Genomic DNA, 24,446 nt, shown 5'->3' on the forward strand with positions numbered 1-24,446 from the left:
GGACGGGCAGCCGGAGTGCGACCGGGCGTTCAGCCGGCGATGACGCCGGTGCGGTAGACCGTTCCCGCGCAGACATTGCCGATCGTCACCGTGGACGCGGCCGGTTCACCCGCCTCGGGGATGTGCGTGAGCAGCACGCTCCCGCTCGGCGGCGGCTCCTCCTCCGTCGGCGCGCCCATGGTCTGGTTGCCGCCGTCGGACATGGTGCCGTCTCCGCTCGGGCTGTCGGAGGTCTCCGGCTCCGGGGACGTGCCCGGGGTCGGGCACCCTCCGGCACCGCCCTCGGCCGGCACCCAGGCGAATCTGACCTCGTACGCCTGGCCGGGTTCGAGGATGAGCTTCTGCGTGTCCGCTGCCGGGTCCGGCAGGCCGGTGGCCGCGTCGCCGAGCGTGTGGTCGACGACCTGGATGTTCTCCGCCGTGCCCTGCGGTGCGGCGGTCACCAGCCCGGGACCGGAGACGGTGCAGGTGGTGTCGGAGACGTTGACGAGACGGAAGCTGCCGTAGATCTTGCTCTCGGAGTCCGGTTCGCCCTTGACCGCCGTTCCGCTGCCGAGCTGGGTGCGTTCGCAGCTGGGCGAACTGGCGGCCATGCCCTGGGAGGGGGTGGCGCCCGCGCTCGCACCGCTGCTGTTCCGCTGCCGGTCGCGCTCGCTCTCCCCGCCGCCCTCGGCGTCCTTGCCGCCGTCCTTCTCCGCGGCCTTGCCGGGCTTGCGCTCATCGGCCTCGTCGGCTGCGGAGTCGCCACCGGTGCCGTCGGCGCCGCCCTGGGTCCGCTGGCTGCTGGCCGCGTTGGCCCGCTGGTCCTCGTCGGTCGTGCCGGAGTCCGCGACCCGGAGCAGGCCCGGTACGGCGGTGCCGACGAGGAGTACGGCCGCGACGGCACCGACCAGCGCCTGCCGCTTGCGCGCACGGCGGGCCGGTACGGCGTGCCGCAGGTGGTCCAGGGAATCGCGGGACGGTTCGATGTCCTCCACGACGGTCCGCAGCAGCCGCCGCAGTGCCTCTTCGTCCATGGCCGAGTCCGGCTCGGCGGCGTCCGGGCCACCCCTGCCGTCGGAACCGTCGGAGCCGTCGGAGCCGTCCGGGCCGCCGGACGGCTCCGGGCGGTCGCCCCGGGGGCCGGTGTTCTCCGGGGACTCCGGTTCCGCCCCGCTCTCCGGCGCTCCGGTCGCCCCGGGCTCCCCGGTCGCTCTCAGGGCTTTCAGCAACTCCTCGACACCGGACGACCCACAGGGTTCCTCCGCGGGCCCGTCCGTGCGGTCCGCGCTCTCCGGGGAGCCCGAGGGTTCCGGCTCTTCGGGGCGCGGCGCATTATGGGAACGGTCCGGCCTCTCGGGGCCGTCCGCTCCATGCTGCAGATCTGTCATGCCGGGGCCTCCATGGCGACGCGCAGCGCCGCGATCCCCCGTGATCCGTATGCCTTGACCGAGCCGAGCGATATGCCGAGTGTGTCCGCGACCTGCGCTTCGGTCATGTCCGCGAAGTAGCGCAGGACGAGGACCTCGCGCTGCCGGCGCTGCAGCCCCCGCATGGCGCGGATGAGCTGGTCCCGCTCGAGTTGTTCGTAGGCGCCTTCCTCGGCGCTCGCCATGTCGGGCATGGGCTTGGAGAGCAGCTTGAGCCCGAGGATGCGGCGGCGCAGGGCCGAGCGCGAGAGGTTGACGACCGTCTGCCGCAGATACGCGAGGGTCTTCTCCGGATCGCGGACACGGTTGCGGGCGGAGTGCACCCGGATGAAGGCTTCCTGGACAACGTCCTCGCACGAGGCGGTGTCGTCGAGCAGCAGTGCGGCGAGACCCAGCAGGGAGCGGTAGTGCGCGCGGTAGGTCTCGGTGAGGTGGTCGACTGTGGTGCCCGCTGCCGTCACGTCGTCAGCGCCCTCGCGCTGGGTCGGGATGCGGGCGGGCCGCGCTGCGGGCATCGGGGCGATCACCGGCATCCCGCCGAGCGTGCGCGAACGGGGCGGGCGCAGAACCGCCGCGCCGCCCCCAGGGGTTGATGCCATACCGAATGCCTCTGCCACGCCTGTTGGACACGCGACCCCCCGTCAGGGTTGTACGCGCGCTCCGCCACGTTTGCCGATGCATCGAATGCCCTCATGTGCACAGTTCATCCCCCAATGCCCCATTGAGTTGAGCGACTTCGAGGGACTGCTGCAAAGACGCTCCCCGCCCGGCCGCGGTTGCGGCGAGGCGGGGAGCGCATCGTCGAACAGAATGATGATCCAGTTCAAGCGCCCTTGATCATCGTTACGATCACAAAGCCTTCACAGAACCCGCAAAGCGTCCACATCTTATCGCCTGGGTCAACCTTGTCGACCGGTTTCCGTCCGCTGAGCGGGCACCGGGTCCCGTCCCTTCGCACTCCCCAGCGTCCGGGCCCGCGTCCGCGTCACACCGCGGCCGTGAGCTCCGCGGCGACCACCTCGGCGATCTGGGCGGTGTTGAGCGCCGCGCCCTTGCGGAGGTTGTCGCCGCAGACGAACAGCTCCAGCGCGTGGGGGTCGTCCATGGACCGGCGCACCCGGCCGACCCAGGTCGGGTCGGTGCCCACGACATCGGCCGGGGTGGGGAACTCCCCCGCGGCCGGGTTGTCGTAGAGCACCACACCGGGGGCGGCGGCGAGGATCTCGTGCGCCTGGGCGACGGTGACCTCGTTCTCGAAGCGCGCGTGGACGGTCAGCGAGTGCGTGGTGACGACGGGCACCCGGACGCAGGTCGCGGTGACCCGCAGATCCGGCAGGCCGAGGATCTTCCGGGACTCGTTGCGGACCTTCAGCTCCTCGGACGTCCAGCCGTCCTCCTTGAGCGAGCCGGCGAACGGCACCACGTTGAAGGCGATCGGCGCCGGGTACGGGCCGAGGTCGCCGACCACGCGGCGGACGTCGCCCGGCTGGGTGCCCAGCTCCGTCCCCGCGATCTTGCCGATCTGCTCGCGCAGCGTGTCGACGCCCTCCTTGCCCGAGCCGGAGACGGCCTGGTACGAGGAGACGATCAGCTCGCTGAGGCCGAACTCGGCGTGCAGCGCGCCCATCGCGACGATCATCGACAGCGTGGTGCAGTTGGGGTTGGAGATGATGCCGCGCGGACGGATCCTCGCGGCGTGCGGGTTGACCTCGGGGACGACCAGCGGCACGTCCGGGTCCATCCGGAAGGCGCCGGAGTTGTCCACGGCGACCGCGCCCTTGGCGGCGGCGATCGGCGCCCACTGCGCGGACACCTCGTCGGGCACGTCGAACATCGCGACGTCGACGCCCTCGAACGCCTCTTCACCGAGCGCGACGACCTCGACCTCCTCACCGCGCACGGTGAGCTTCTTCCCCGCCGAGCGCGGCGAGGCGATCAGCCGGATCTCGCCCCAGACGTCCTTGCGCTCGGAGAGGATGCCGAGCATGACCGTGCCCACGGCACCGGTCGCCCCGACGACGGCGAGGGTCGGCTTGCGGCCGGCCCCGCCGCCGGCGCCTGTGCCGGTTCCTGTGCCGGCGGCGCTCATCGGCCGGTCCCTCCGTAGACGACGGCCTCGTCGCTGTCGCTGTCCAGGCCGAAGGCGGTGTGCACGGCGCGCACGGCCTCGTTGACCTCGTCGGCGCGGATGACCACGGAGATGCGGATCTCGGAGGTGGAGATCAGCTCGATGTTGACCCCGGCCTTGGAGAGCGCCTCGAAGTAGGTCGCGGTGACACCCGGATTGGTCTTCATGCCGGCGCCGACCAGCGACACCTTGGCGACCTGGTCGTCATAGCGCAGGGACTGGAAGCCGACGGCGTCCTTGGTCCGCTCCAGCGCCGAGATGGCCTTCTTGCCGTCCGTCATCGGCAGCGTGAAGGTGATGTCGGTGAGGCCGGTGGTGGCCGCCGACACGTTCTGCACGACCATGTCGATGTTGATCTCGGCGTCCGAGATCGCCCGGAAGATCTTGGCGGCCTCGCCCGGCTTGTCGGGCACCCCGACGACCGTGACCTTCGCCTCGGACGTGTCGTGCGCGACACCGGAAATGAGCGCCTGCTCCATCGGCTGGTCCCCTCGCGGTTCGTTGCTGACCCATGTTCCCTGCAGTCCGGAGAAAGAGGACCGCACGTGGATCGGGATGTTGTATCGGCGTGCGTACTCGACGCAGCGGTGCAGCAGCACCTTGGAGCCGGAGCTCGCCAGCTCCAGCATGTCCTCGGACGCGATCCAGTCGATCTTCCGGGCCTTCTTGACGACCCGCGGGTCGGCGGTGAAGACGCCGTCGACGTCGGTGTAGATCTCGCACACCTCGGCGTCGAGCGCCGCGGCGAGGGCGACGGCGGTGGTGTCGGAACCACCTCGGCCGAGGGTGGTGATGTCCTTCTTGTCCGCGGAGACGCCCTGGAAGCCGGCCACGATGGCGACGTTGCCCTCGTCCACCGAGCTGCGGATCCGGCCGGGCGTGACGTCGATGATCCGGGCCTTGTTGTGGACCGAGTCGGTGATGACACCGGCCTGGCTGCCCGTGAAGGACTGCGCCTCGTGGCCCAGGTTTTTGATCGCCATCGCCAGCAGGGCCATGGAGATCCGCTCTCCGGCGGTCAGCAGCATGTCGAACTCGCGCCCCGAGGGCATCGGGGACACCTCTTCCGCGAGTTCGATCAGCTCGTCCGTCGTATCGCCCATCGCGGACACCACGACGACCACTTGGTGGCCGTTCTTCTTGGCTTCCACGACCCTCTTGGCGACGCGCTTGATGCCCTCGGCATCGGCGACGGAGGAGCCGCCGTACTTCTGTACGACAAGGCCCACGGTGCGCTCCTCGCAACTCTTGTCTTCCGGGGGCCCCGCGGCGAAGCGGAACCCTGCGGTCGGCTCAGTTTATCGAGCGGGTGAAAACGGACGCCCGGGTTTCACTCACTGAGACACCGTCTCAGAACATGATCACCGGGCGGGCGTCCCCACCCGCTCCAGCGACGACCCCTGCCCGGTTTCCGGCACCCCACACGGGAACGAGACGCAGCTCACGTACTGAGACGGCGCGTAACGGAGTGCTCACGGTCCCGCACCGGGGACGGGCTGCGGGAGAGTCGTCTCAGGGGAGATTGGCGAAACGTTCGACCTTGTCGATGCGGCCGAGGATGAGGATGACGTCCCCGTAGGCCAGGACGGTGTCGGGGGTGGTGTGGGTGAATTCGCCGCCGGAGGGCTGGACGGCGACCACGGTGACGTCGTACCGGTTCCGCACCCGGGCCTCGCGCAGCGGCACGCCGACGAGCTCCCGGGGCGGGCTGACCTTGACGAGCGCGTGAGCCGGGTCGAGTTCGATGTAGTCGAGCATCCGGCCGGAGACCAGATGGGCCACCCGCTCGCCCATGTCGTGCTCGGGGAAGACGACGTGGTGGGCGCCGATCCGGTCCAGGATCCGGCCGTGCTGGATGCTGATCGCCTTGGCCCAGATGTTCTCGATCTCCAGCTCGGTCAGGAGCGAGGTGACCAGGATGCTGGACTCGATGTCCGAGCCGATGGCGACCACGGCACGCGAGAAGTCGGGCACGCCCAGCTGACGCAGCGCCTCGATGTCCGTGCAGTCCGCGGTGACGGTGTGGGTGAGCCGGCCCGACAGGCTCTGCACCACCTTGGGCCTGCTGTCGACGGCCAGGACCTCGGTGCCCCGGCTGGTGAGCTCCAGGGCCAGGGAGCTCCCGAAGCGGCCCAGGCCGATCACGACGACCGGTTCCCTGCTGTTGTCAGCCAACGATGGTCCTCTCCTCGGGAAGCTCGTAGCGGCGGGCGCGCTCGCGCAGGGCGAGGGCGGACGCCACGGTCAGGGGGCCGAGCCTGCCCACGAACATCAGGACGGTCAGGAGCACCTTCCCGGCCGGTGGCAGATCGCCGGTGATCCCGGTGGACAGGCCCACCGTGGCGAAGGCCGAGATCGCCTCGAACAGTACGCGGTCCAGGCTGTAGGAGGTGAGGACCAGCAGGTTGAAGGTCGCCAGCGCCACACCGCCGACGCTCAGCAGCACGATGGCGAGCGCCTGCCGCTGGTTGCTCTCGGGCACCTTGCGCCGCCCGACCTGCACCCCCGGCTCGCCCCGCATCTCCGCCCACAGCACGAAGGCGAGCAGCCCGAACGTGGTCACCTTGATCCCGCCGGCCGTGCCCGCGCTGCCCCCGCCGATGAACATCAGGACATCGGTCGCCAGCAGGCTCTCGGGCACCTGGGCCGAGGTGTCGATGCTGTTGAAGCCCGCCGTGCGGGACATCACCGAGGCGAAGAAGCCCGCCAGCCATTTCCCGGGAGTGTCCAGCGGACCCAGCGTCCGGGGGTTGGTGTATTCGGCGGAGGTGATCACGAGGGTGCCCAGGACGAGCAGGACCGACGTCAGCACGACGGTGATCCGGGTCAGCACCGACCACGCCCGCGGCCGCCGCCATCCCCGCGCCAGCTCGAAGACGACGGGGAACCCGAGACCGCCGACGACAACGGCCGCCGCGATCGGCAGGCACACCCACGGGTCGTCCACGTATCCCATGAGGCTGTCGGAGTTGAGGGAGAAACCGGCGTTGTTGAAGGCGGAGACCGCGTGGAAGACGGCATCGTACAGAGAGGCGCCGAGAGGACGGTCGTGGACGGTCAGGAACACCGCCGCGAGCACAGCCGCCACCACCGCCTCGACGGCCAGGCTGAACAGCACGATGTTGCGCACGACGCGGCGCATCCCCCGCATGCTGAGCGTCTTGGTCTCCATCTGCGCCAGGAGCCGGGTGCGCAGCCGCAGCCGGCGCGACACCAGCACCGCGAGCAGCGTGGCCAGCGTCATGATGCCCAGACCGCCGGCCTGGATGAGCACCAGGATGGTGACCTCCCCGAAGGTGGACCAGTGCCCGGCGGTGTCCACGGTGACCAGACCCGTCACGCACACCGCGGAGGTGGCCGTGAACACCGCGTCGACCAGCTGCGTGCGCTCCCCGGTCTCCGTGGCCACGGGGAGCGACAGCAGCACCGTGCCGACCGCCACCGCCGCCGCGAACCCGCCGACGAGAATCTGCCCCGGATGGCGCAGCGGGGCCGCCACCCCGGGGCGGTAACCGCTCCGTCCGAAGCGCTTCGCCACGATGCCGGTCACCGGGGCACCGCCGGGGCGGCCGGGGCAGCCGCGTGGGCGGAGCCGGTGTTCCCGTCCGGCCGCCCCGCCGCGGCCGTCATGATCCGCACGTCACGTCTCCGCACACCGCTCCGCACTCCGCTCCGCGCTCTGTTCCGCGTTGCGCGACACGGGACCCTTCATGCTGCCGCGCTGCTCACCTGCTGTACCCCGGGCCGGGCGGGGCAGTGCGGGCGGGCGTATGACCGCACCCGCCCTCAGTATGAACGGACCGGTCACGGGCGTCCCGCCGGGGATGCGCTCGGCGGTCGGGGGCGGGCCCGGCGGGTGCCGTCGCCGAAGGGACGGCCGCCGAGCTGTTCGCGGTGGTGGGGGTGAGCCAGCCGGAGAGATCGGGGCCGGCGGGGACGATGCCCGTCGGATTGATGCCGGTGTGGACCCGGTGGTAGTGGCGCTTGATGTGGTCGAAGTCCACGGTGTCGCCGAAACCGGGCGTCTGGTAGAGGTCGCGGGCGTAGCCCCACAGCACCGGGTCCTCGCTGAGCTTCCGCAGGTTGCACTTGAAGTGGCCGTGGTAGACGGCGTCGAAGCGCACGAGGGTGGTGAACAGCCGGATGTCCGCCTCCGTGATGCTGTCGCCGACCAGGTAGCGGCGGTCGGCCAGGCGTTCGGATACCAGCTCCAGGCGGCGGAAGACGTCGCGGAACGCCTCCTCGTACTCGTCCTGGCCGGTGGCGAAACCGGCACGGTAGACGCCGTTGTTGACGTCCCGGTAGACGCCCTCCATCACCTCGTCGATCTCGTCGCGCAGGGGCTCGGGGTAGAGGTCGGGGGCTCCGGGGCGGTGCAGGGCCGTCCACTCGGTGGCGAGGTCCAGGGTGAGGCGCTGGTAGTCGTTGGTGACGAGCCTGCCGGAGTGTGTGTCGACGACCGCGGGAACGCTGACGCCGCCCGGGTGGCCCTTCTCCCGCGCCTCATATGCCTCGCCGAGGAAGCGGATGCCGAGGACGGGGTCGCGGCCGTCCGGGTCGAGGGTGAAACGCCAGCTCCGGTCGTCCTGGATGGGGTCCGCGACGGCGAGCGACAGCGCGTCCTCCAGGCCGAGCAGCCGCCGGGAGACCAGGGCACGGCTCGCCCAGGGGCAGGCGCGGCTGACGACCAGGCGGTAGCGGCCGGCCTCGACCGGCCAGCCGTCGCGGGCGTCGGCCGTGATCCGGTCGGTGAAGTGGCTCTTCGAGCGCCGGAAGGGCCGGTGTCCGTAGGCCGTGTTGCTGTTGGGGCCGTTATTGCTGTTGGGGCCGTTCGCCTCGGGGCCGCCGGTGTCTGTCCCGGCGGTCTCCGTCTCGGCGGTGCCGTCCATCGGTCGCTCCTCCCGCAGTGCTCGCGCCCGGCCCCGTCCGGCGGTGGCGGTGTGCGGTGCCGGTTCCGCAGGGGTGGGCGTCGGTCTCCGTGCTTCTGCCCGGTTCCGGAGGAGATGTGCCCCTGAGGTCCGGTCCCGTCCGGACGGTACGGCCCCGGAGCGCGGGGTGCGCGCCGGCTCCGGGGCCGTCCGCCGGTAACCGGCGGTGATCAGCCGGCGGCCCCCGGGGCGCGGGTGGCCGCGTCCGCGATGCGGAGGGTCATCTCGGTCTGGGTGTCGTCGCGATGGGTCGGGTTGAAGGCGTAGACGAGACGGCGCTGCTGGTCGCGCATGGCGAACATGCCGCCCGCGTAGCCGTAGCGCTCACCGGTCTTGCCCCAGAAGGTGACTCCGTTGACGGTCGCGGTCTGCAGGCCGGTGCTGTAGCGGGCGGGGCTCCCGTCCGTCATCCGCACGCCCTCGGGCAGGGTGAACATCCGGTCCAGCAGCCGGGGCGGGAGCAGCCGTCCGGAGAAGAGGGCGGTGATGAAGCGGGTGAGGTCGCCGGTGGTGGAGATCATCTCGCCCTGGCCGAAGGAGGCCGAGGGGTCGAACGCGGTGATGTCCCGCAGGGTTCCGTCGGACATCTCCAGATAGCCGTGCACATGCGGTCCGCGGATCCCCGGGTCGTCGACGGGCACGGAGGTGTGGCGCAGGCCGAGCGGGCGGAGCAGGCGGGCGCCGATCGCCTCGCCGAAGTGGCGGCCGGTCACCTTCTCGACGAGGAGAGCGGCCAGGACGTAGTTGATGCCCCGGTACTCCTGCCGCTCGCCGGGCTCGAACTTCATCGGACCGGGAGGAAGGGTGGCGAGCCGCTGCTCCCGCGTCCAGCGGTCGAACCGGTGCTCGAAGACCGCCTCCGGGGTGCTCATGTCGGGCCATCCGACCTCGGCGGGCAGCCCGCTGGTGTGGTTGAGGAGCTGCTCGACGGTGACCGGGGCGTACGAGGCGGGCAGCGCATCCGGCAGGTAGTGCTGGATCGGGGTGTCCAGGTCCACGCGGCCCTCGGCGACGAGCTGGAGCACCACCGTGGCCACGAACACCTTGGTGACACTCCCGACCCGGAACCGGTCGTCCGGCCGCACCTTCCGGCCGGAGCGCAGGTCGGCCACGCCGGAGGCGCCGTACCAGGAGCCGGCCGAACCGCTGATCCGCACCTGCGCGGCGGTCACCGGCGGGTGCTCCAGGTCGTCGATCGCGGCGCGGAGCGCGGACGGGTTCAGGACCGGTACGGGCGCGGAGGGCGCCGGGCGTCCCGCCGGGGCGGGGCCGACAGGGGCAGGGCGGAGGCGGGCTCCGCGGGAGTGCCCGGGGCGGCGTGGGCCGGTAACGGACGGGGCCGGCCACCGCACTCGCCGGCGGCGCGGCACCGGCCAGCAGGGCCGCGGCGGTGAGGGCGGCCGCGCCCGGCAGCAGCAGCCGACGGCGGGGCGGCGATACGGTCCGGCCGGGCGGGCCCGGCCCGGACGGCCGGGCCGGGCGGGCTGTTCCGGGGTGGACGGGTTCGGTGTGAACGGACTCGGTGTGGATGCCATACGGGCAACGCTGTCCGTCCGGGCTCGCGGCGGGCATCCGGGCCGTCCCGGGACGGCCCCGGACCGCGGGCGGGAAGCGCCCTGGGGATGCCCCCTACATCCGTCGCCTCCGTACGGCCCTCCGTGCCTCCGCGCACCGGCCGCGCGCCGTACGGACCGGCTCCTCGTCCGTGTCCGTACGGTCCGGTCGGCCCGGTCGGCCGGGCCTGTGTGCGCCGGCGGGCGGAAGGGCAGCGGCGGACCGCCCCGCCTCAAATTCCCCGGTCACCCGGTCGGCGTCAGCGGCGCGGCAGGCTCGAGTCGCGGACGACGAGTTCGGGCTGGAGGACGATGTGCTCGTGGCGGTGGTCCGCCACGTCGCCGCCGGACTCCTGGAGGAGCAGTTCGGCGGCCAACGTGCCCATCCGGACGGCCGGCTGGCGGACCGAGGTCAGCGGGACGGTCGCGGCCGCGGCGAACTCGATGTCGTCGTAGCCCACGATGGCCATGTCCCGGGGCACGGCCACACCGGCGGCGAACATCGACTGGAGCAGGCCCAGCGCCAGCAGGTCGTTGGCGCAGAACGCGGCGGTGGGGCGGTCGGCCAGGCCCAGCAGCCTGGCTCCCGCGTCGCGTCCGGCGGGGACGTCCAGGCTCTCGGTGGGGATCTCGCGGAGCGTCTCCGGATCCAGTCCGGCCTCGGCGAGGGCCCGGAGGGCGCCCTCGCGGCGGTCGCGGATCTGCTGGAGGTGCGGCGGTCCGCTGATGTACGCGATGGAGCGGTGGCCGGCCGCCACCAGGTGCCGGACGGCCAGGGCGCCGCCCGCCACGTCGTCGACCGAGACGGAGCACTCGGCCGCGTCCGCCGCCACCCGGTCCACCAGCACGAACGGGATGCCGTGCCGGCGGAAGGCGTCCAGGTTGCGGCCGGTGGCGTCGGCCGGGGTGAGCAGGACGCCGCGCACCCGCTGCTCGGCGAAGAGGGAGAGGTACTCGGCCTCCTCCTCCGGGCTCTGTGCGCTGTTGCACACCATGACGCGCATCCCGGCCGCCCGCGCCGCGCGTTCGGCGCCGCGCGCGACGTCCACGAAGAAGGGGTTGCCCATGTCGAGGACGAGCAGGGCGACGATACGGCTCCGGCCGGCCCGCAACTGGCGGGCCGACTCACTGCGGACGTAGCCCAGCCGTTCGATGGCGGACTGGACCCGGGCGCGGGTCTCCACCGCCACCGCGTCCGGGCGGTTGATCACATTGGAGACCGTGCCGACGGAGACTCCGGCGGCCCTGGCCACGTCCTTGATGCCCACCGACTGCGCCGCCATCAGAGCACCGCCCCGGGAACTCCGGCCCGGGCCCCGGTTCCGGCCCCGTCCGCCCCGCTTCCGGGGCCGATCGGTGCGCGCGTGACGGCGGGGACGCGGGTGGCCATCCGGGACTCCTGGAACTGGGGCGGGTGCGGGGCGGAACAGGGGCAGGGGCATGGGTGGGGGCGTCCACGAGGGCGGGCACCGCGGTGAGGGCCGGGGCGAGCGCCGGGGCGCGGCGCCTCAGTCGAGATGGAACACCTCGGCCAGCGGGCGCATGGCCTCGTCCGGCCGCGTCCCGTCGGGCGCCTCGAAGAAGGGCGCCATCTCCGCCTGCCAGCGGGCGTTGACCTCCGTCTCCGCCATCGCCCGCAGGGCGGCCTCGAAGTCCTCCGTCTCCAGATAGCCGACGAGCAGGCCGTCCTCGCGCAGGAAGAGCGAGTAGTTGCGCCAGCCGGCCGCGGAGAGCGCGTCGAGCATCTCCGGCCAGACGGCGGCGTGCCGCTCCCGGTACTCGTCGAGGCGCTCCCGGCGGACCTGGAGCAGAAAGCAGACACGCCGCATGTCCGGTCCCCTTCCGGTCCCCGTCGGCCGGGCTCAGAAGTCGAAGTCGTCGATGTTGTCCTCGGTGAAGACCGCCGGAGGGCCGAGAACGACCTCTCCGTCCGTGCCGATCGTGTACTCACCGAGCTCCCCGGCCGTGAACGTCTCGCCCTCCGCACCGGTGATCTGCCCGGAGGCGAGGGCCGCCGCGGCGTAGGCGCCGAGGTAGCCCAGCTTCTCCGGGTCCCACAGGGAGAACCGCTCCACCGTGCCGTCCTTAATGTACTTGCGCATCTGGTTGGGCGTGCCGAGGCCGTTCAGGACGACCTTCCCCTTGTACGAGGAGTCGCTGAGGTAGCGGGCCGCCGCGGAGATGCCGACGGTGGTGGGCGAGATGATGCCCTTCAGGTCCGGGTACGCCTGGAGGAGCCCCTGGGTCTGCTGGAAGGACTTCTGGTCGGCGTCGTCGCCGTACGCGACCCGGACCAGATCCATCTTCCGGTAGGCGGGCTTCGTCAGCTCGTCCTTCATGTAGCGGATCCACGCGTTCTGGTTGGTGGCGTTCTGCGTGGCGGAGAGGATCGCGATCTTGCCCTGGTGGCCGATCTGCTCCGCCATGTCGCGGACGAGGCTGCGGCCGATCTCCTCGGTGCTCGCCTGGTTGATGAAGAGCTGGCGGCAGTCCTTGGCGGTGTCGGAGTCGTAGGCGACGACCTTGATGTCCTTCCGCATCGCCTGCTTGAGCGGTCCGCACACGGCGTTGGGGTCGTTGGCGGCGATGAGGATCGCGTCCTGCCGCTGCCGGACGAGGGTGTTGATGTACGAGACCTGGGAGGAGGCTCCGGCGTCGGAGGGGCCGACCTCCTTGCCGGTGCCGCCGAACTCCGCGGCCGCGGCGATGCCCGCCTCGTCGACGATCTTCTCGTAGGGGTTGTTGATCTGCTTGGGCAGGAAGGCCAGCTTGAGGCCCTTCTTCAGCGGGGCGTCCGGGTCGGCGGTGGCGCCGGAGTCCCGGGAGGCGGTGGCCTTCTCCTCCGAGTTCTTGGTGGTGCCGGAGCAGCCGGCCAGGACGGTGGCCAGGGCGCAGGCGGCGGCGGTCGCCGCGGCGGCCCGGCGCCGGGCGGGGAGGTTCGCGTACATGGCGGTGGGCCTTTCGGGAGGACGGGACTGGACGTCGGGGGTGCCGCGGCGGGCTTCGGGAGCGGGACGGCGGATCAGGGCGGCGGGCGGCGGTGGCCGCGGCCGCGCGCCGGTGCCGCCGTTCCGCGGCCACGGCGACGGCGCGGGGGGTGAGGACGGAGCCGACGAGCAGCAGCCCGGTGACGATCACCTGGACCTCGTTCGCCACGTCGTTGAGGGTGAGGAGGTTCTTGAGGACGCCGATCAGCAGCACCCCGCAGACGGCGCCGGCGAGCGTGCCCTTGCCACCGTTGAAGTCGACCCCGCCGAGGAGCACGGCGGCGATGACGAGCATCTCGAAGCCGAAGCCGTTGTCGGCGCGGGCGCTGCCGTAGCGGAGGGTGAAGACGATCCCGGCGAAGGCCGCGAAGAGCCCGGTGACGGTGAAGAGGAGCAGCTTGATCCGCTTCACCCGGAGGCCGGCGAAGTACGCGGCCTCCTCCTGGGCGCCGATGGCGAAGAGCGCCCGGCCGAGGGCGGTGGCGTGCAGCACGACGCCGGTGACCACCGCCAGCGCCAGGAACAGCACCACGGGGTACGGCAGGAAGGTGCCGGGGAGGGTCGTGGTGTCGCTCGCCCAGCGCGCGTACGTCTCGGGGAAGCCGGTCACCGCGTTGCTGCCGAGGACGACCGAGGCGAGACCGCGGTAGAGCGCGAGGGTGCCGATGGTGACGGCGAGCGGCGGCAGCCCGATCCGGGTGACCAGCCAGCCGTTGAGCAGCCCGCCCGCGACACCGGCCAGCAGCACCACGGGCACGATCAGCTCGAACGCCCATCCGGCCTCCCAGAGGGCGCCGGTGAGGGCACTGGCCAGGCCGAGCACGGAGGCGACGGAGAGGTCCACCTGCCCGGCGACCACCAGCAGGGTCATCGGCAGGGCGATGAGCGCCACCTCGGCGATGTCGTTGAGCGCGAAGGCGAGGTTGCCGGGGTCCGCAAAGCCCTCGGTGGTGGCGAGCCCGGTGGCGAGGACGGCCGTGAGCAGGATGCCGATCACCGTGTCCCAGCGCAGGGCCACCCCCTTCGCCCGCTCGGCCGGCCCGGGGCGGGAGGGGCCTCCGCCGGGGCCGCCGGAACGTCCGCCGGGGCGCTGCTCCGGGTGCGGCCGCCCCGCCGCGGTGTCAGACGCCGTCGGCATGGTGGGGGCTCCTCTTCCGCAGGGCGCGGGTGACGCGCAGGTGGACGACGCGGTCGACGCTGATGGCCGCCAGCAGCAGCGCGCCCGTGATGGCCCCCTGCCAGAAGGCGTCGACCTTGAGGACGACCAGGGCGCTGCCGATGGTGGTGAGCAGCAGGGCGCCGAGCGCCGCGCCCCAGACGGTGCCGACGCCGCCGGTGATGGCGACGCCGCCGACGACGACCGCGCTGACGACCGTCAGTTCCCAGCCGCGGGCGTTGTCGGCGACGACGGTCCCGAACCGGGCCAGCCAGAGGGCTCCGGCGAAGCCGGCGACCGCCCCGGAGAAGAGATAGGCGGCGAGGACGCGGCGGCGGATGGGGATTCCCGCGAGGCCGGCGGCCTCCGGGCTGGAGCCGATCGCGTACAGCTCCCGTCCGCCGCGGTAGGAACGCAGGTAGAAGGCGGTGGCGGCGAGCACGGCCGCGGTGATCAGCGGCAGATACGGCACGCCGAGGATGCTGCCGCTGCCGAGCCGCAGCACGGCGCCGGGCACCTCGCCCGCGCTGATCTGCTCGCCCTGCGCCCACCAGTAGTCGACGCCCTGGACGATGTACAGCGTTCCGAGGGTGACGACCAGCGCGGGCACCCGGCCGAAGCTGACGAGGACGCCGTTGACCAGCCCGGCCAGCAGCCCGATTCCGGTACCGACCAGCAGGACGGTGAGCGGCCCGTGCTCCGTACCGGCGGCGAAGGTGCCGCAGGCGAAGGCGGAGAGGCCGACCACCGAACCGGCCGAGAGGTCGATGTTCCGGGTGATGACGACGACCGCCTGGCCGACCGCGAGCAGCACCAGGATCGAGGCGTTGAGCAGCAGGTCCTTGACGCCCTGGTCGGACAGGAAGCGGGGGTTGGCCACCCAGGTGCCGAGGATCAGCAGGGCAAGGGCGCCGGCGATGCTGATCTCCCGGGCCCGGAAGACGGCGTCGGCGAGGGCGCGTGCCGAGCGGCCGGCGGCGGGCGGGGCCGCGGGGGCGGCCGGAGGGTGGTGGTCATGCCGCCCGCTCCTTCCCGGCGAGCCCGGTGGCCGCGGCCATGACGGCGGTCTCGGTGGCCCGTTCCCGGGGGATTTCGGCGGTCAGCCAGCCCTCGTGCATGACGAGGACCCGGTCCGCCATGCCGAGCACCTCCGGGAGATCAGAGGAGATCATCAGCACCGCGAGCCCGTCGGCCGCGAGCGAGGACAGCAGGCGGTGCACCTCGGCCTTGGTCCCGACGTCGATGCCGCGGGTGGGTTCGTCGACGACGAGCACCGAGGGGCCGGTGGCGAGCCACTTGGCGAGGACGACCTTCTGCTGGTTGCCGCCGGAGAGCACCCCGGCCGGGTCGGAGAGGCGGCCGTACCGCAGCCGCAGCCGCACGGCCCAGTCGGCGGCCCGTCCGCGTTCGAGGGAGCGGCGCACCAGGCCGGCTCCGCCGAGCCGGCCGAGACCGGTCAGCCCGATGTTGCGTTCGATGGAGAGGTCCATCACCAGGCCCTGGCGGCGGCGGTCCTCGGGGACGAGCGCCAGCCCGGCCGCCATGGCGGCGGCGGGGGAACCCGCGCGCAGCGGCCGCCCGTTGACGCGCACCTCTCCGGCGTCCGGGCGGTCGATGCCGAAGACGGCCCGCGCCACCTCCGAGCGCCCGGCGCCCACCAGACCGGCGAGGGCGACGATCTCGCCGCGGCGCACGTCGAAGGAGACGTCGCGGAAGACGCCCTCGCGGGTGAGCCGGCGCACCGACAGGGCCGTCTCCCCGACGTCCGCGGGCTGCTTGGGATAGAGGTCGCCGAGCTCACGGCCGACCATGCGGTGGACGAGGTCGTCCTCGGTGAGGCCGGCCAGCGGCTCGGAGGAGACCCGTTGGCCGTCACGCAGGACCGTGACCCGCCGGCACAGCTCGAAGATCTCCCGCAGCCGGTGGGAGATGAAGAGCACGGCCGTGCCCTCGGCGCGCAGGCTCTCCACGACCCCGAACAGGCGTGCCGTCTCCGTGCCGGTGAGGGCGGCCGTGGGCTCGTCCATGACGAGCACCCGGGCGTCGAAGGAGAGGGCCTTGGCGATCTCGACGATCTGCTGGTCGGCGATGGACAGGCCGCGGGCGGGCCGGTCCGGGTCGGGTTCCACGCCGAGCCGTCGCATGAGGGAGGCGGTGGCGTCGCGGACGGCCGCGCGGTCGATGCGGCCGAGGGCGGGGCGGAAGGGGCGGGAGGTCCGGGACTCGTGAGAGGTGTGCGAGGCACGGGAGATGTGCGAGGCACGGGAGGGGCGGGAGTGGCGGGACACGCGCGGCAGGCGGCCCATGAAGATGTTCTCCGCGACGGAGAGGTCCGGGAAGAGCGTCGGCTCCTGGTGGATCACCGCGATGCCCGCGTGCCGGGCGTCGGCGGGACCGTGGAAGACGACGGGGCGGCCGTCGAGCAGCAGTTCGCCCGCGTCCGGGCGGTGGACCCCCGCGAGGATCTTGATGAGCGTGGACTTGCCCGCGCCGTTCTCCCCGGCCAGGGCGTGGGCCTCACCGGGGAGCAGCTCCAGGGAGACGCCCCGCAGGGCGCGGACGGCGGCGAAGGACTTGTGCACATCGCGCAGGGCCAGGACGGGTTCGGCGGGGGCGCCGGGCTCCGGGGGCTTCCGGGTCTCCGGGGCCCCGGCGGGTCCCGCGCCCGGGTCGGACTCGTTCATGGGGGCTCCTCGGCGGCGGGGGCGGCTCGACGGTTCCGGGGCCGGGACGGTGAAGGGGTCGGAAACGAGCAGGGTGGATGAAAGGATTCATCCAGTTGCCGGGGAACGTAGAACCGCCCCGACGGCGGCGTCAATGGGCGTGCACACGGAAGTTCTCGATCCTCTGCGGGTGCCACGGGTTAACGGGTCCGGGCGGGCCTTCCGCACCCTTGACAGCCCTGGAGGGCGCCCTTAGCTTCCGTGTCAAAACGATTCAATACCGAGGCCCGGGGAGCGCCGATCCATGACTGCCGCCGTATCCGCCGTGAAGGCGGCTCTGAGGTCCCAGGCCATCGAGACGCCCTCATGGGCGTACGGCAACTCGGGCACCCGGTTCAAGGTGTTCGCGCAGCCCGGCGTCCCGCGCACGGTCCGGGAAAAGCTCGACGACGCCGCCCAGGTGCACCGGCACACCGGCGTCGCGCCGAGCGTCGCCCTGCACATCCCCTGGGACCGGGTGGACGACTACGCGGCGCTCGCCGCGTACGCCCGGGAGCGGGGACTGCGGCTCGGCACGGTCAACTCCAACGTCTTCCAGGACGACGACTACAAGCTCGGCTCGGTCACCCACCCCGACCCGGCCGTGCGCCGCAAGGCCACGGACCACCTGCTGGAGTGCGTCGCCATCATGGACGCCACGGGATCGCGGGACCTGAAACTGTGGTTCTCCGACGGCACCAACTACCCCGGCCAGGACGACACCGCCACCCGCCAGGGTCGGCTCGCCGAGGCACTGGCCGAGGTGTACGAACGGCTGGGCGAGGGGCAGCGGATGCTGCTGGAGTACAAGCTCTTCGAACCGTCCTTCTACACGATGGACGTGCCGGACTGGGGCACCGCCTACGCGCACTGCCTCAAACTCGGGCCCAGGGCGCGGGTGGTGGTCGACACCGGGCACCACGCCCCCGGAACCAACATCGAGTTCATCGTGGCCCTCCTGCTGCGCGAGGGAAGACTCGGCGGCTTCGACTTCAACTCCCGCTTCTACGCCGACGACGACCTGATGGTGGGCGCCGCCGACCCCTTCCAGCTCTTCCGCATCCTGCACGAGGTGGCCAAGAACGGCGGCTTCGGGGACGGGGACGGCATGGAGGGCGTCGCCTTCATGCTCGACCAGTGCCACAACATCGAGGCCAAGATCCCCGGGGTGATCCGCTCGGTGATGAACGTCCAGGAGGCCACCGCCAAGGCCCTGCTGGTCGACCTCGACGCGCTGCGCGCCGCACAGCAGGCCGGTGACGTCCTCGGCGCGAACGCCGTCCTGATGGACGCCTACAACACCGATGTCCGCCCGCTGCTCGCCGGACTCCGCGAGGAACAGGGGCTGCACCCGGACCCGATGGCCGCCTACCGGGAATCCGGCTGGCAGGAACGGATCGTCGCGGAGCGGGTGGGGGGCGAACAGGCCGGCTGGGGGCCTGAGCCGCCCGGCCCGCGCCCCCGGCTCACCCGCGCCCCCGGTCCGCCGGTCCGCCGGTACACCCGGCCCGTTCGCCCGCCTGTTCCACCGTCCGCCCCGCCGGTACGCCGCCCGCGCGCCGGCACCCCGGCTCCCCGCACCGTCTCTCCCGTGTCCTCCCCGCCACTCCGCTCCCGCGAGTCCGCACGCCTCACGCCTCCCCGCACCGGCCCGTCCCCGTACCGAAGGGTCCCGCCATGGCTTCCACCGTCCACCCCGAGGTCGCCGCCCTGCTCGAACGCGCGCACCGGCTGGGCTCCGACCCCCGGAACACCAACTACGCGGGCGGCAACGCCTCCGTCAAGGCCACCGCCACCGACCCGGTCACCGGCGGTCCGGTCGAGCTGATGTACGTCAAGGGCTCCGGCGGTGATCTCGGCACCCTCACCGAGGCCGGGCTCGCCGTGCTCCGCCTGGACCGGCTGCGCGCCCTGCGCGAGGTCTACCCCGGGGTCGAACGCGAGGACGAGATGGTCGCCGCCTTCGACTACTGCCTGCACGGCCGGGGCGGCGCCGCGCCCTCCATCGACACCGCCATGCACGGCCTCCTCCGCGCCCCCCACGTGGACCATCTGCACCCCGACTCCGGCATCGCGCTCGCCTGCGCCGCCGACGGCGAGGCGCTGACCAAGGAGTGCTTCGGCGACCGCGTGGTGTGGGTGCCCTGGCGCCGCCCCGGTTTCCAGCTCGGCCTGGACATCGCCGCCGTCGAGGCCGCCCACCCGGAGGCGATCGGCGTCGTCCTCGGCGGGCACGGCATCACCGCCTGGGGTGCCGGCTCCGAGGAGTGCGAGCGCAACGCGCTGCGCATCATCCGGGGCGCCGAGGAGTTCCTCGCCGAGCGCGGCCGGGCGGAGCCCTTCGGGCCCGTACTCGACGGATACGCACCACTGCCCGAGGAGGAGCGCCGCGCACGCGCCGCCGCCCTCGCCCCGCTGATCCGCGGGCTGGTCTCCACCGACGCCCGCCAAGTCGGCCACTTCACCGACTCCCCCGCCGTCCTCGACTTCCTCTCCCGCGCCGCACATCCGCGGCTGGCCGCCCTGGGCACCTCCTGCCCCGACCACTTCCTGCGCACCAAGGTCCGCCCGCTGCTGCTGGACCTGCCGCCCGGCGCACCCCCGGCCGAGGCCGCCGCCCGGTTGCGGGACCTGCACGCCGCCTACCGCCGGGAGTACGCGGCCTACTACACCCGGTACGCGACGGAGGGCTCCCCCGCCCTGCGCGGCGCGGACCCGGCGATCGTGCTCGTCCCCGGCGTCGGCATGTTCTCGTTCGGAAAGGACAAGCAGACCGCCCGGGTCGCCGGTGAGTTCTACCTCAACGCGATCAATGTGATGCGCGGCGCCGAGGCCGTCTCCTCGTACGCGCCCATCGAGGAGAGCGAGAAGTTCCGGATCGAGTACTGGGAGCTGGAGGAGGCCAAGCTGCGGCGGATGCCGGCACCCAAACCGCTGGCGGCGCGGATCGCGCTGGTCACCGGCGGCGGCTCGGGCATCGGGCGGGCCATCGCCCACCGGCTGGCCGCCGAGGGCGCGGCCGTGGCCGTCGCCGATCTGGACGGGGAGCGGGCGCGGACGGTCGCCGGGGAACTGGGCGGGCCGGACCGGGCCGTCGCCGTCACCGCCGACGTCACCTCGGAGCAGGGCATCGCGGACGCCCTGCGCGCGGCGGCGCTCGCCTTCGGCGGGGTGGACCTCGTCGTCAACAACGCCGGGATCTCCGTCTCCAAGCCGCTCCTGGAGACGACGGCCGCGGACTGGGACCGGCAGCACGCCATCATGGCGCGCGGCTCCTTCCTCGTCTCCCGCGAGGCCGCCCGGATCATGACCGAACAGGGCCTGGGCGGCGACATCGTCTACATCGTCTCCAAGAACGGCGTCGTCGCCGGCCCCGACAACATCGCCTACGGCGCCGCCAAGGCCGACCAGGCCCACCAGGTGCGGCTGCTGGCCGCCGAGCTGGGCCGGCACGGCATCCGCGTCAACGGCGTCAACCCGGACGGCGTGGTGCGCGGCTCCGGCATCTTCGCCGGGGGGTGGGGCGCGCAGCGGGCCGCGGTGTACGGGGTGCCGGAGGAGAAGCTGGGCGAGTTCTACGCCCGGCGGACGCTGCTGGGGCGGGAGGTGCTGCCCGAGCATGTCGCGAACGCCGTCTTCGCCCTGTCGGGCGGGGAGTTGAGCCACACCACCGGGTTGCACATCCCGGTGGACGCGAAGTGGCGGCGGCGTTCCTGCGGTGAACCGGGGGCAGGGCCGCGGGCCGGGAGTGCGTTCTCCGGCCGGGCGCGGCCCGGTGACGGAGCGCGTGCCCCGCGAGCCGTGCGCCCGTGAAGCCGCCCGGGTACGCCGCACGCCGTCCGCGCCCCTACCCGTACGCCGTCCGGCTGCCACGGGCCGGCCGTTCCGCATCCGTACCGCAGCCGTCCCCCTTTCCCGCCTCCCCATCCGAGGTGCCGATGACGTCCACCGCTCCGTCCTCCCCTCCCCCTCGCCCTCCCCTCATCCTCGCGCTCGCACTCCGCCGCCGTACCGCCCGTGTTCGCCGCGGCGGACCTCGGGGCGACCAGCGGCCGGGTGATCCTCGGCCGGTTCGGCCCGGACCGGCTCGACCTGACCGAGGCGCACCGCTTCCCCAACATCCCCGTCCGGCTGCCCGGCGGGCTGCACTGGGACGTCCTCGCCCTCCACCAAGGCGTCCTGGACGGGCTGCGCGCGGCGGCGCGGGCGGGCGGCGTCACGTCCGTCGGCATCGACGGCTGGGCCGTGGACTACGGACTGCTGGACGCCGACGGCCGGCTGCTCGGCAATCCGCACCACTACCGGGACGAGCGCACGGAGCACGCGCCCGAGCAGGTGTTCGCCGTGGTGCCGCGCGAGGAGCTGTACCGGATCACCGGTCTGCAGCACTTGCCGTTCACCACCGTCTTCCAGCTCGCCTCGGCCCGGGGCAGCGCCCAACTGGACGCCGCACGGACCCTGTTGCTCGTCCCCGACCTGCTGGTGCACTGGCTGACCGGCACCGTCGGCGCGGAGGCCACCAACGCCTCCACCACCGGACTGTTCGACGCCACGACCCGCACCTGGTCCGCCGGGCTGGCGGACCGGCTCGGCATCCGGCCCGGACTGCTGCCGCCGCTGCGCCTCCCCGGCGATCCGGCCGGGACCCTGCTGCCGCACGTCGCCGCGTACACCGGGCTGCCGTCCTCGACAGCCGTCACCACCGTGGCCTCGCACGACACCGCCTCGGCGGTCGCCGCCGTGCCCGCCCGCGGACCGGACTTCGCCTATGTCTCCTGCGGCACCTGGTCCCTGGCCGGTCTGGAGCTGGACGCACCCGTGCTCACCGAGGCCGCCCGGACCGCCGGTTTCACCAATGAGCTGGGCACGGACGGCACCGTCCGCTTCCTCCGCAACATCATGGGCCTGTGGCTGCTGACGGAGACCCTCGGCACCTGGGCGGCGCGGGGCCTGCCGCACGCTCTCGGCCCGCTGCTGGACGAGGCGGCGCGGGCCCGGCCGTTCGCCGCCGTCATCGACCCGGACGCGCCCGAGTTCCTGCCCCCCGGTGACATGCCCGCCCGGATCGCGGCCTTCTGCGAGCGCACCGGGCAGACACCCCCGGAGAGCCCGGGCTCGCTGGTGCGCACCATCCTGGAGGCGCTGGCCCTGGCCCATGCCCGGACGGTGCGGCGGGCGGCGGAGCTGACCGGGCGGGACGTGACCGTGGCGCATCTGGTCGGCGGCGGCTCGCGCAACGCACTGCTGTGCCAACTCACCGCCGACGCGGCCGGGTTGCCCGTCGTGGCCGGACCCGCCGAGGCCACGGCCATCGGCAGTCTCCTCATCCAGGCCCGTGCCCACGGCGTCGTCGGGGACGACCGCTCCGCGCTGCGCCGGCTGGTCGCGACCACACAGCCGCTACGGCGCTACGAGCCGGGCGGCGACCGGCGTGCCTGGGCCGCGGCCGCCGCCCGGACCGGGCAGCGCGATCCCTGAGGTCCGGTCCGTCTCCCGCCCTCGACCCGCGGCAGGTCCTCCGGACACCGGCCGGACTCAGGACCGGCCGGACTCGATGGTGACGCCGAGCGGGATGCCGATCTCGGCGGCCATCACCCGGCCCGCCTCCTCCTCCAGCGAACCGTCGTCCGTCTTGGCCTCGGCGTCGAGGTCGAGGCCGTCCAGCTCCTCCAGCGGGCTGCCGGTCCGGATGTGGCTGAGCAGCGACTGGAGCGCGCGGAGCGCGGCCGAGGCCGTCGGACCCCAGGTGTTGAAGTACGAGAACTGCCACCACCACAGCGCCTCGGCGACCCGGCCGGCCTTGTAGTGGGCCATGCCGTGCCGCAGGTCGCTGATGATGTCGGCGAGGTCGTCGGAGATCCGGTGCGGCACCGGCTCGCTGCGCGGCACGTACGGGTCGAAGACCTCGGAGTAGACGTCCGCCGGTTCGAGCAGCACGGCGAACCGCTCGCGCAGCTCGTCCATGTCGGGCTCCGGGCCGGTGTCCGGCTCGTACCGCTCGACGGGGACGAAGTCCTCGTGCGCGCCGAGCCGCCCGCCGGCCAGCAGCAGCTGCGAGACCTCCAGCAGCAGGAACGGGATCGCGCTGCCGGGTTCGTCGCCCTTCGCCACCTCCGTGACCGCGACCAGGAAACTCTCGATCTGGTCCGCGATCTGAACGGAGAAGTCGTCCGGGTTCATCTGGGGGTTGTGCAGCGTGGCGTCAGACATCGAGCAGTCGTCTCCCTTCGAAGGCACGCCCGAGGGTGACCTCGTCGGCGTACTCCAGGTCCCCCCCGACCGGGAGGCCGCTGGCCAGTCGTGTGACCTTCATGCCCATGGGCTTGATCATGCGCGCGAGGTAGGTGGCCGTGGCCTCTCCCTCAAGGTTCGGGTCGGTGGCCAGGATCAGCTCGGTGACGGTGCCGTCGGCGAGCCTGGCCAACAATTCCCGTATACGCAAATCATCGGGCCCTACACCCTCGATCGGACTGATCGCTCCGCCGAGGACGTGATAGCGGCCGCGGAACTCACGGGTGCGCTCGATGGCGACGACGTCCTTGGGCTCCTCGACCACGCAGATGACGGTCGGATCGCGGCGCGGGTCCTGGCAGACCCGGCACCGCTCCTCCTGCGCCACATTGCCGCACACCTCGCAGAACCGGACCCTGGCCTTCACCTCGGTCAGCGCCTGGGCGAGCCGGCGGACATCGGTGGGCTCCGCCTGGAGGATGTGGAAGGCGATCCGCTGCGCGCTCTTGGGACCGACGCCGGGCAGCCTGCCCAACTCGTCGATGAGGTCCTGGACCACGCCTTCGTACACGGGCCGCCTTCTCCTTCTTCTCTTCCCGCCGCCTCACCGGACCGGTGCCCGGAGCGGCCGGCGGCGGTGCTGTGCCGCTGTCCTGCTGTGTTGCGGTGTTGCCGTTCTGCGGTGTTGCCGTCCTGCCGTGTTGCCGTCCTGCTGCTGCGTGCCGTCCTGCTGCGGTGCTGCTGTGCTCAACCGGTGGCCGGGCGGCCGCGGTTGGCCGGGCGGGGACCCGGCGGGGAGACCGCGGCCGGGGTCCGGGCCGGCCGGCTCAGAAGGGCAGGCCCGGCATTCCGCCGAGCCCCTGGGTCAGCGGGCCCAGCTTCTCCTGCTGGAGCGCGCTCGCGGCGGCGGTGGCATCGCGCACCGCCGCCAGGATCAGGTCGGCGAGGGTCTCCGTGTCCTCAGGGTCCACCGCCTTGGGGTCGATGACCAGACCCTGGAGCTCACCGGATCCGGACACCGTGACCTTGACGAGCCCACCGCCCGCGGAGCCCTCGACCGACGACTCGGCCAGCTCCTGCTGCGCCTCGGCGAGGTCCTGTTGCATCTTCTGGGCCTGCTGCAGCAGCTGCTGCATATCGGGCTGGCCACCACCGGGAAACACGCGAGTTCGCTCCTGGCATCGACAACGGTTCGGTCTTCGCTTGACGAGCCTACGTGGTCCCCGGGCGCCGCGCTCTACACCGCAAGAAGGAGAAAGCGGTACGGGGCACCGACCCGTGCGCCACCGCCCCGGCTTCCGCTCCGCTGCGTATGAGGGCCGTCAACCGTCCGTACACCACGGGACACCGGG

General features: G+C 72.7%; 16 protein-coding genes and 4 pseudogenes. 3 read left to right on the forward strand and 17 right to left on the reverse strand.

The genetic code is table 11. From position 1 onward, the window contains the following. Positions 1 to 29 precede the first annotated feature (29 nt). The 14 genes and pseudogenes from E4N63_RS15190 to E4N63_RS15255 form a co-directional block, all read right to left on the reverse strand. Positions 30 to 1,370 carry a hypothetical protein gene (locus E4N63_RS15190; RefSeq protein ID WP_230240941.1) on the reverse strand — a complete coding sequence of 447 codons (1,341 nt, stop codon included), beginning with the start codon at positions 1,368 to 1,370 and terminating at the stop codon, positions 30 to 32. After that, entirely contained in the window at positions 1,367 to 2,008 is a 642-nt protein-coding gene (locus E4N63_RS15195) for a SigE family RNA polymerase sigma factor (RefSeq protein ID WP_228429407.1), read from the reverse strand. The genes E4N63_RS15190 and E4N63_RS15195 overlap by 4 nt, the downstream gene beginning before the upstream one ends. 386 nt (positions 2,009 to 2,394) lie before the next feature. Then, a complete protein-coding gene (locus tag E4N63_RS15200; RefSeq protein WP_125626036.1) occupies positions 2,395 to 3,498 on the reverse strand; it encodes an aspartate-semialdehyde dehydrogenase in 1,104 nt (367 codons plus the stop codon). After that, positions 3,495 to 4,766 (reverse strand): aspartate kinase, encoded by a 1,272-nt coding sequence (locus tag E4N63_RS15205; protein ID WP_019707498.1) that lies wholly within the window; start codon positions 4,764 to 4,766, stop codon positions 3,495 to 3,497. The genes E4N63_RS15200 and E4N63_RS15205 overlap by 4 nt, the downstream gene beginning before the upstream one ends. A 283-nt stretch (positions 4,767 to 5,049) precedes the next feature. Then, positions 5,050 to 5,712 (reverse strand): TrkA family potassium uptake protein, encoded by a 663-nt coding sequence (locus E4N63_RS15210; RefSeq protein WP_125626037.1) that lies wholly within the window; start codon positions 5,710 to 5,712, stop codon positions 5,050 to 5,052. After that, positions 5,705 to 7,087 (reverse strand): TrkH family potassium uptake protein, encoded by a 1,383-nt coding sequence (locus E4N63_RS15215; RefSeq protein ID WP_308188696.1) that lies wholly within the window; start codon positions 7,085 to 7,087, stop codon positions 5,705 to 5,707. Before E4N63_RS15215 ends, E4N63_RS15210 begins: the two co-directional genes overlap by 8 nt. Before the next feature lie 270 nt (positions 7,088 to 7,357). Next, a pseudogene (locus E4N63_RS15220) lies at positions 7,358 to 8,426 on the reverse strand (glutathione S-transferase family protein); the annotation flags it as partial. 209 nt (positions 8,427 to 8,635) lie between these two features. Then, complete coding sequence (locus E4N63_RS15225; protein ID WP_230240942.1) at positions 8,636 to 9,637, reverse strand: serine hydrolase; 1,002 nt, start codon at positions 9,635 to 9,637, stop codon at positions 8,636 to 8,638. Positions 9,638 to 10,278: 641 nt separating this feature from the next. Continuing rightward, positions 10,279 to 11,301, reverse strand: coding sequence for a LacI family DNA-binding transcriptional regulator (locus E4N63_RS15230; RefSeq protein ID WP_125627105.1), 1,023 nt, complete (start codon positions 11,299 to 11,301; stop codon positions 10,279 to 10,281). 225 nt (positions 11,302 to 11,526) lie between these two features. Next, the gene (locus tag E4N63_RS15235; RefSeq protein WP_125626788.1) at positions 11,527 to 11,847 is read right to left on the reverse strand and encodes an L-rhamnose mutarotase; all 321 of its coding nucleotides are present in this window, start codon (positions 11,845 to 11,847) and stop codon (positions 11,527 to 11,529) included. 33 nt (positions 11,848 to 11,880) lie between these two features. Further along, positions 11,881 to 12,966: a rhamnose ABC transporter substrate-binding protein gene (rhaS, locus tag E4N63_RS15240; protein WP_230240943.1), complete on the reverse strand. Its 1,086-nt coding sequence runs from the start codon at positions 12,964 to 12,966 to the stop codon at positions 11,881 to 11,883. 91 nt (positions 12,967 to 13,057) lie between these two features. Further along, positions 13,058 to 14,023: pseudogene (locus E4N63_RS15245) on the reverse strand (ABC transporter permease); the annotation flags it as partial. A gap of 103 nt (positions 14,024 to 14,126) precedes the next feature. Continuing rightward, a complete protein-coding gene (locus E4N63_RS15250) occupies positions 14,127 to 15,086 on the reverse strand; it encodes an ABC transporter permease (protein ID WP_230242499.1) in 960 nt (319 codons plus the stop codon). 88 nt (positions 15,087 to 15,174) lie between these two features. Then, on the reverse strand, positions 15,175 to 16,845 hold the full coding sequence (locus E4N63_RS15255) for a sugar ABC transporter ATP-binding protein (RefSeq protein WP_230240944.1): 1,671 nt from the start codon (positions 16,843 to 16,845) through the stop codon (positions 15,175 to 15,177). 283 nt (positions 16,846 to 17,128) lie between these two features. Between E4N63_RS15255 and rhaI the strand changes: the two are divergent. From rhaI to E4N63_RS15270, 3 genes and pseudogenes are all read left to right on the forward strand, one after another. Next, positions 17,129 to 18,301 (forward strand): annotated as a pseudogene (gene rhaI / locus E4N63_RS15260) (L-rhamnose isomerase); the annotation flags it as partial. A gap of 239 nt (positions 18,302 to 18,540) precedes the next feature. Next, positions 18,541 to 20,585: pseudogene (locus E4N63_RS15265) on the forward strand (bifunctional aldolase/short-chain dehydrogenase). Positions 20,586 to 20,880: 295 nt separating this feature from the next. Beyond that, the gene (locus E4N63_RS15270; RefSeq protein ID WP_230240945.1) at positions 20,881 to 22,341 is read left to right on the forward strand and encodes a rhamnulokinase family protein; all 1,461 of its coding nucleotides are present in this window, start codon (positions 20,881 to 20,883) and stop codon (positions 22,339 to 22,341) included. A 57-nt stretch (positions 22,342 to 22,398) separates the two neighbouring features. On the opposite strand, the gene E4N63_RS15275 is transcribed toward E4N63_RS15270, so the two are convergent. From E4N63_RS15275 to E4N63_RS15285, 3 genes are all read right to left on the reverse strand, one after another. Beyond that, a complete protein-coding gene (locus E4N63_RS15275; RefSeq protein ID WP_019707484.1) occupies positions 22,399 to 23,073 on the reverse strand; it encodes a DUF5063 domain-containing protein in 675 nt (224 codons plus the stop codon). Continuing rightward, positions 23,066 to 23,665, reverse strand: coding sequence for a recombination mediator RecR (gene recR, locus E4N63_RS15280; protein WP_030543791.1), 600 nt, complete (start codon positions 23,663 to 23,665; stop codon positions 23,066 to 23,068). The genes E4N63_RS15275 and recR overlap by 8 nt, the downstream gene beginning before the upstream one ends. 256 nt (positions 23,666 to 23,921) lie before the next feature. Continuing rightward, on the reverse strand, positions 23,922 to 24,257 hold the full coding sequence (locus E4N63_RS15285) for a YbaB/EbfC family nucleoid-associated protein (RefSeq protein ID WP_125626500.1): 336 nt from the start codon (positions 24,255 to 24,257) through the stop codon (positions 23,922 to 23,924). Between the last annotated feature and the right edge of the window lie 189 nt (positions 24,258 to 24,446).

The organism is Streptomyces sp. MNU89, assembly GCF_020982505.1.
Lineage (GTDB): Bacteria > Actinomycetota > Actinomycetes > Streptomycetales > Streptomycetaceae > Streptomyces > Streptomyces xinghaiensis.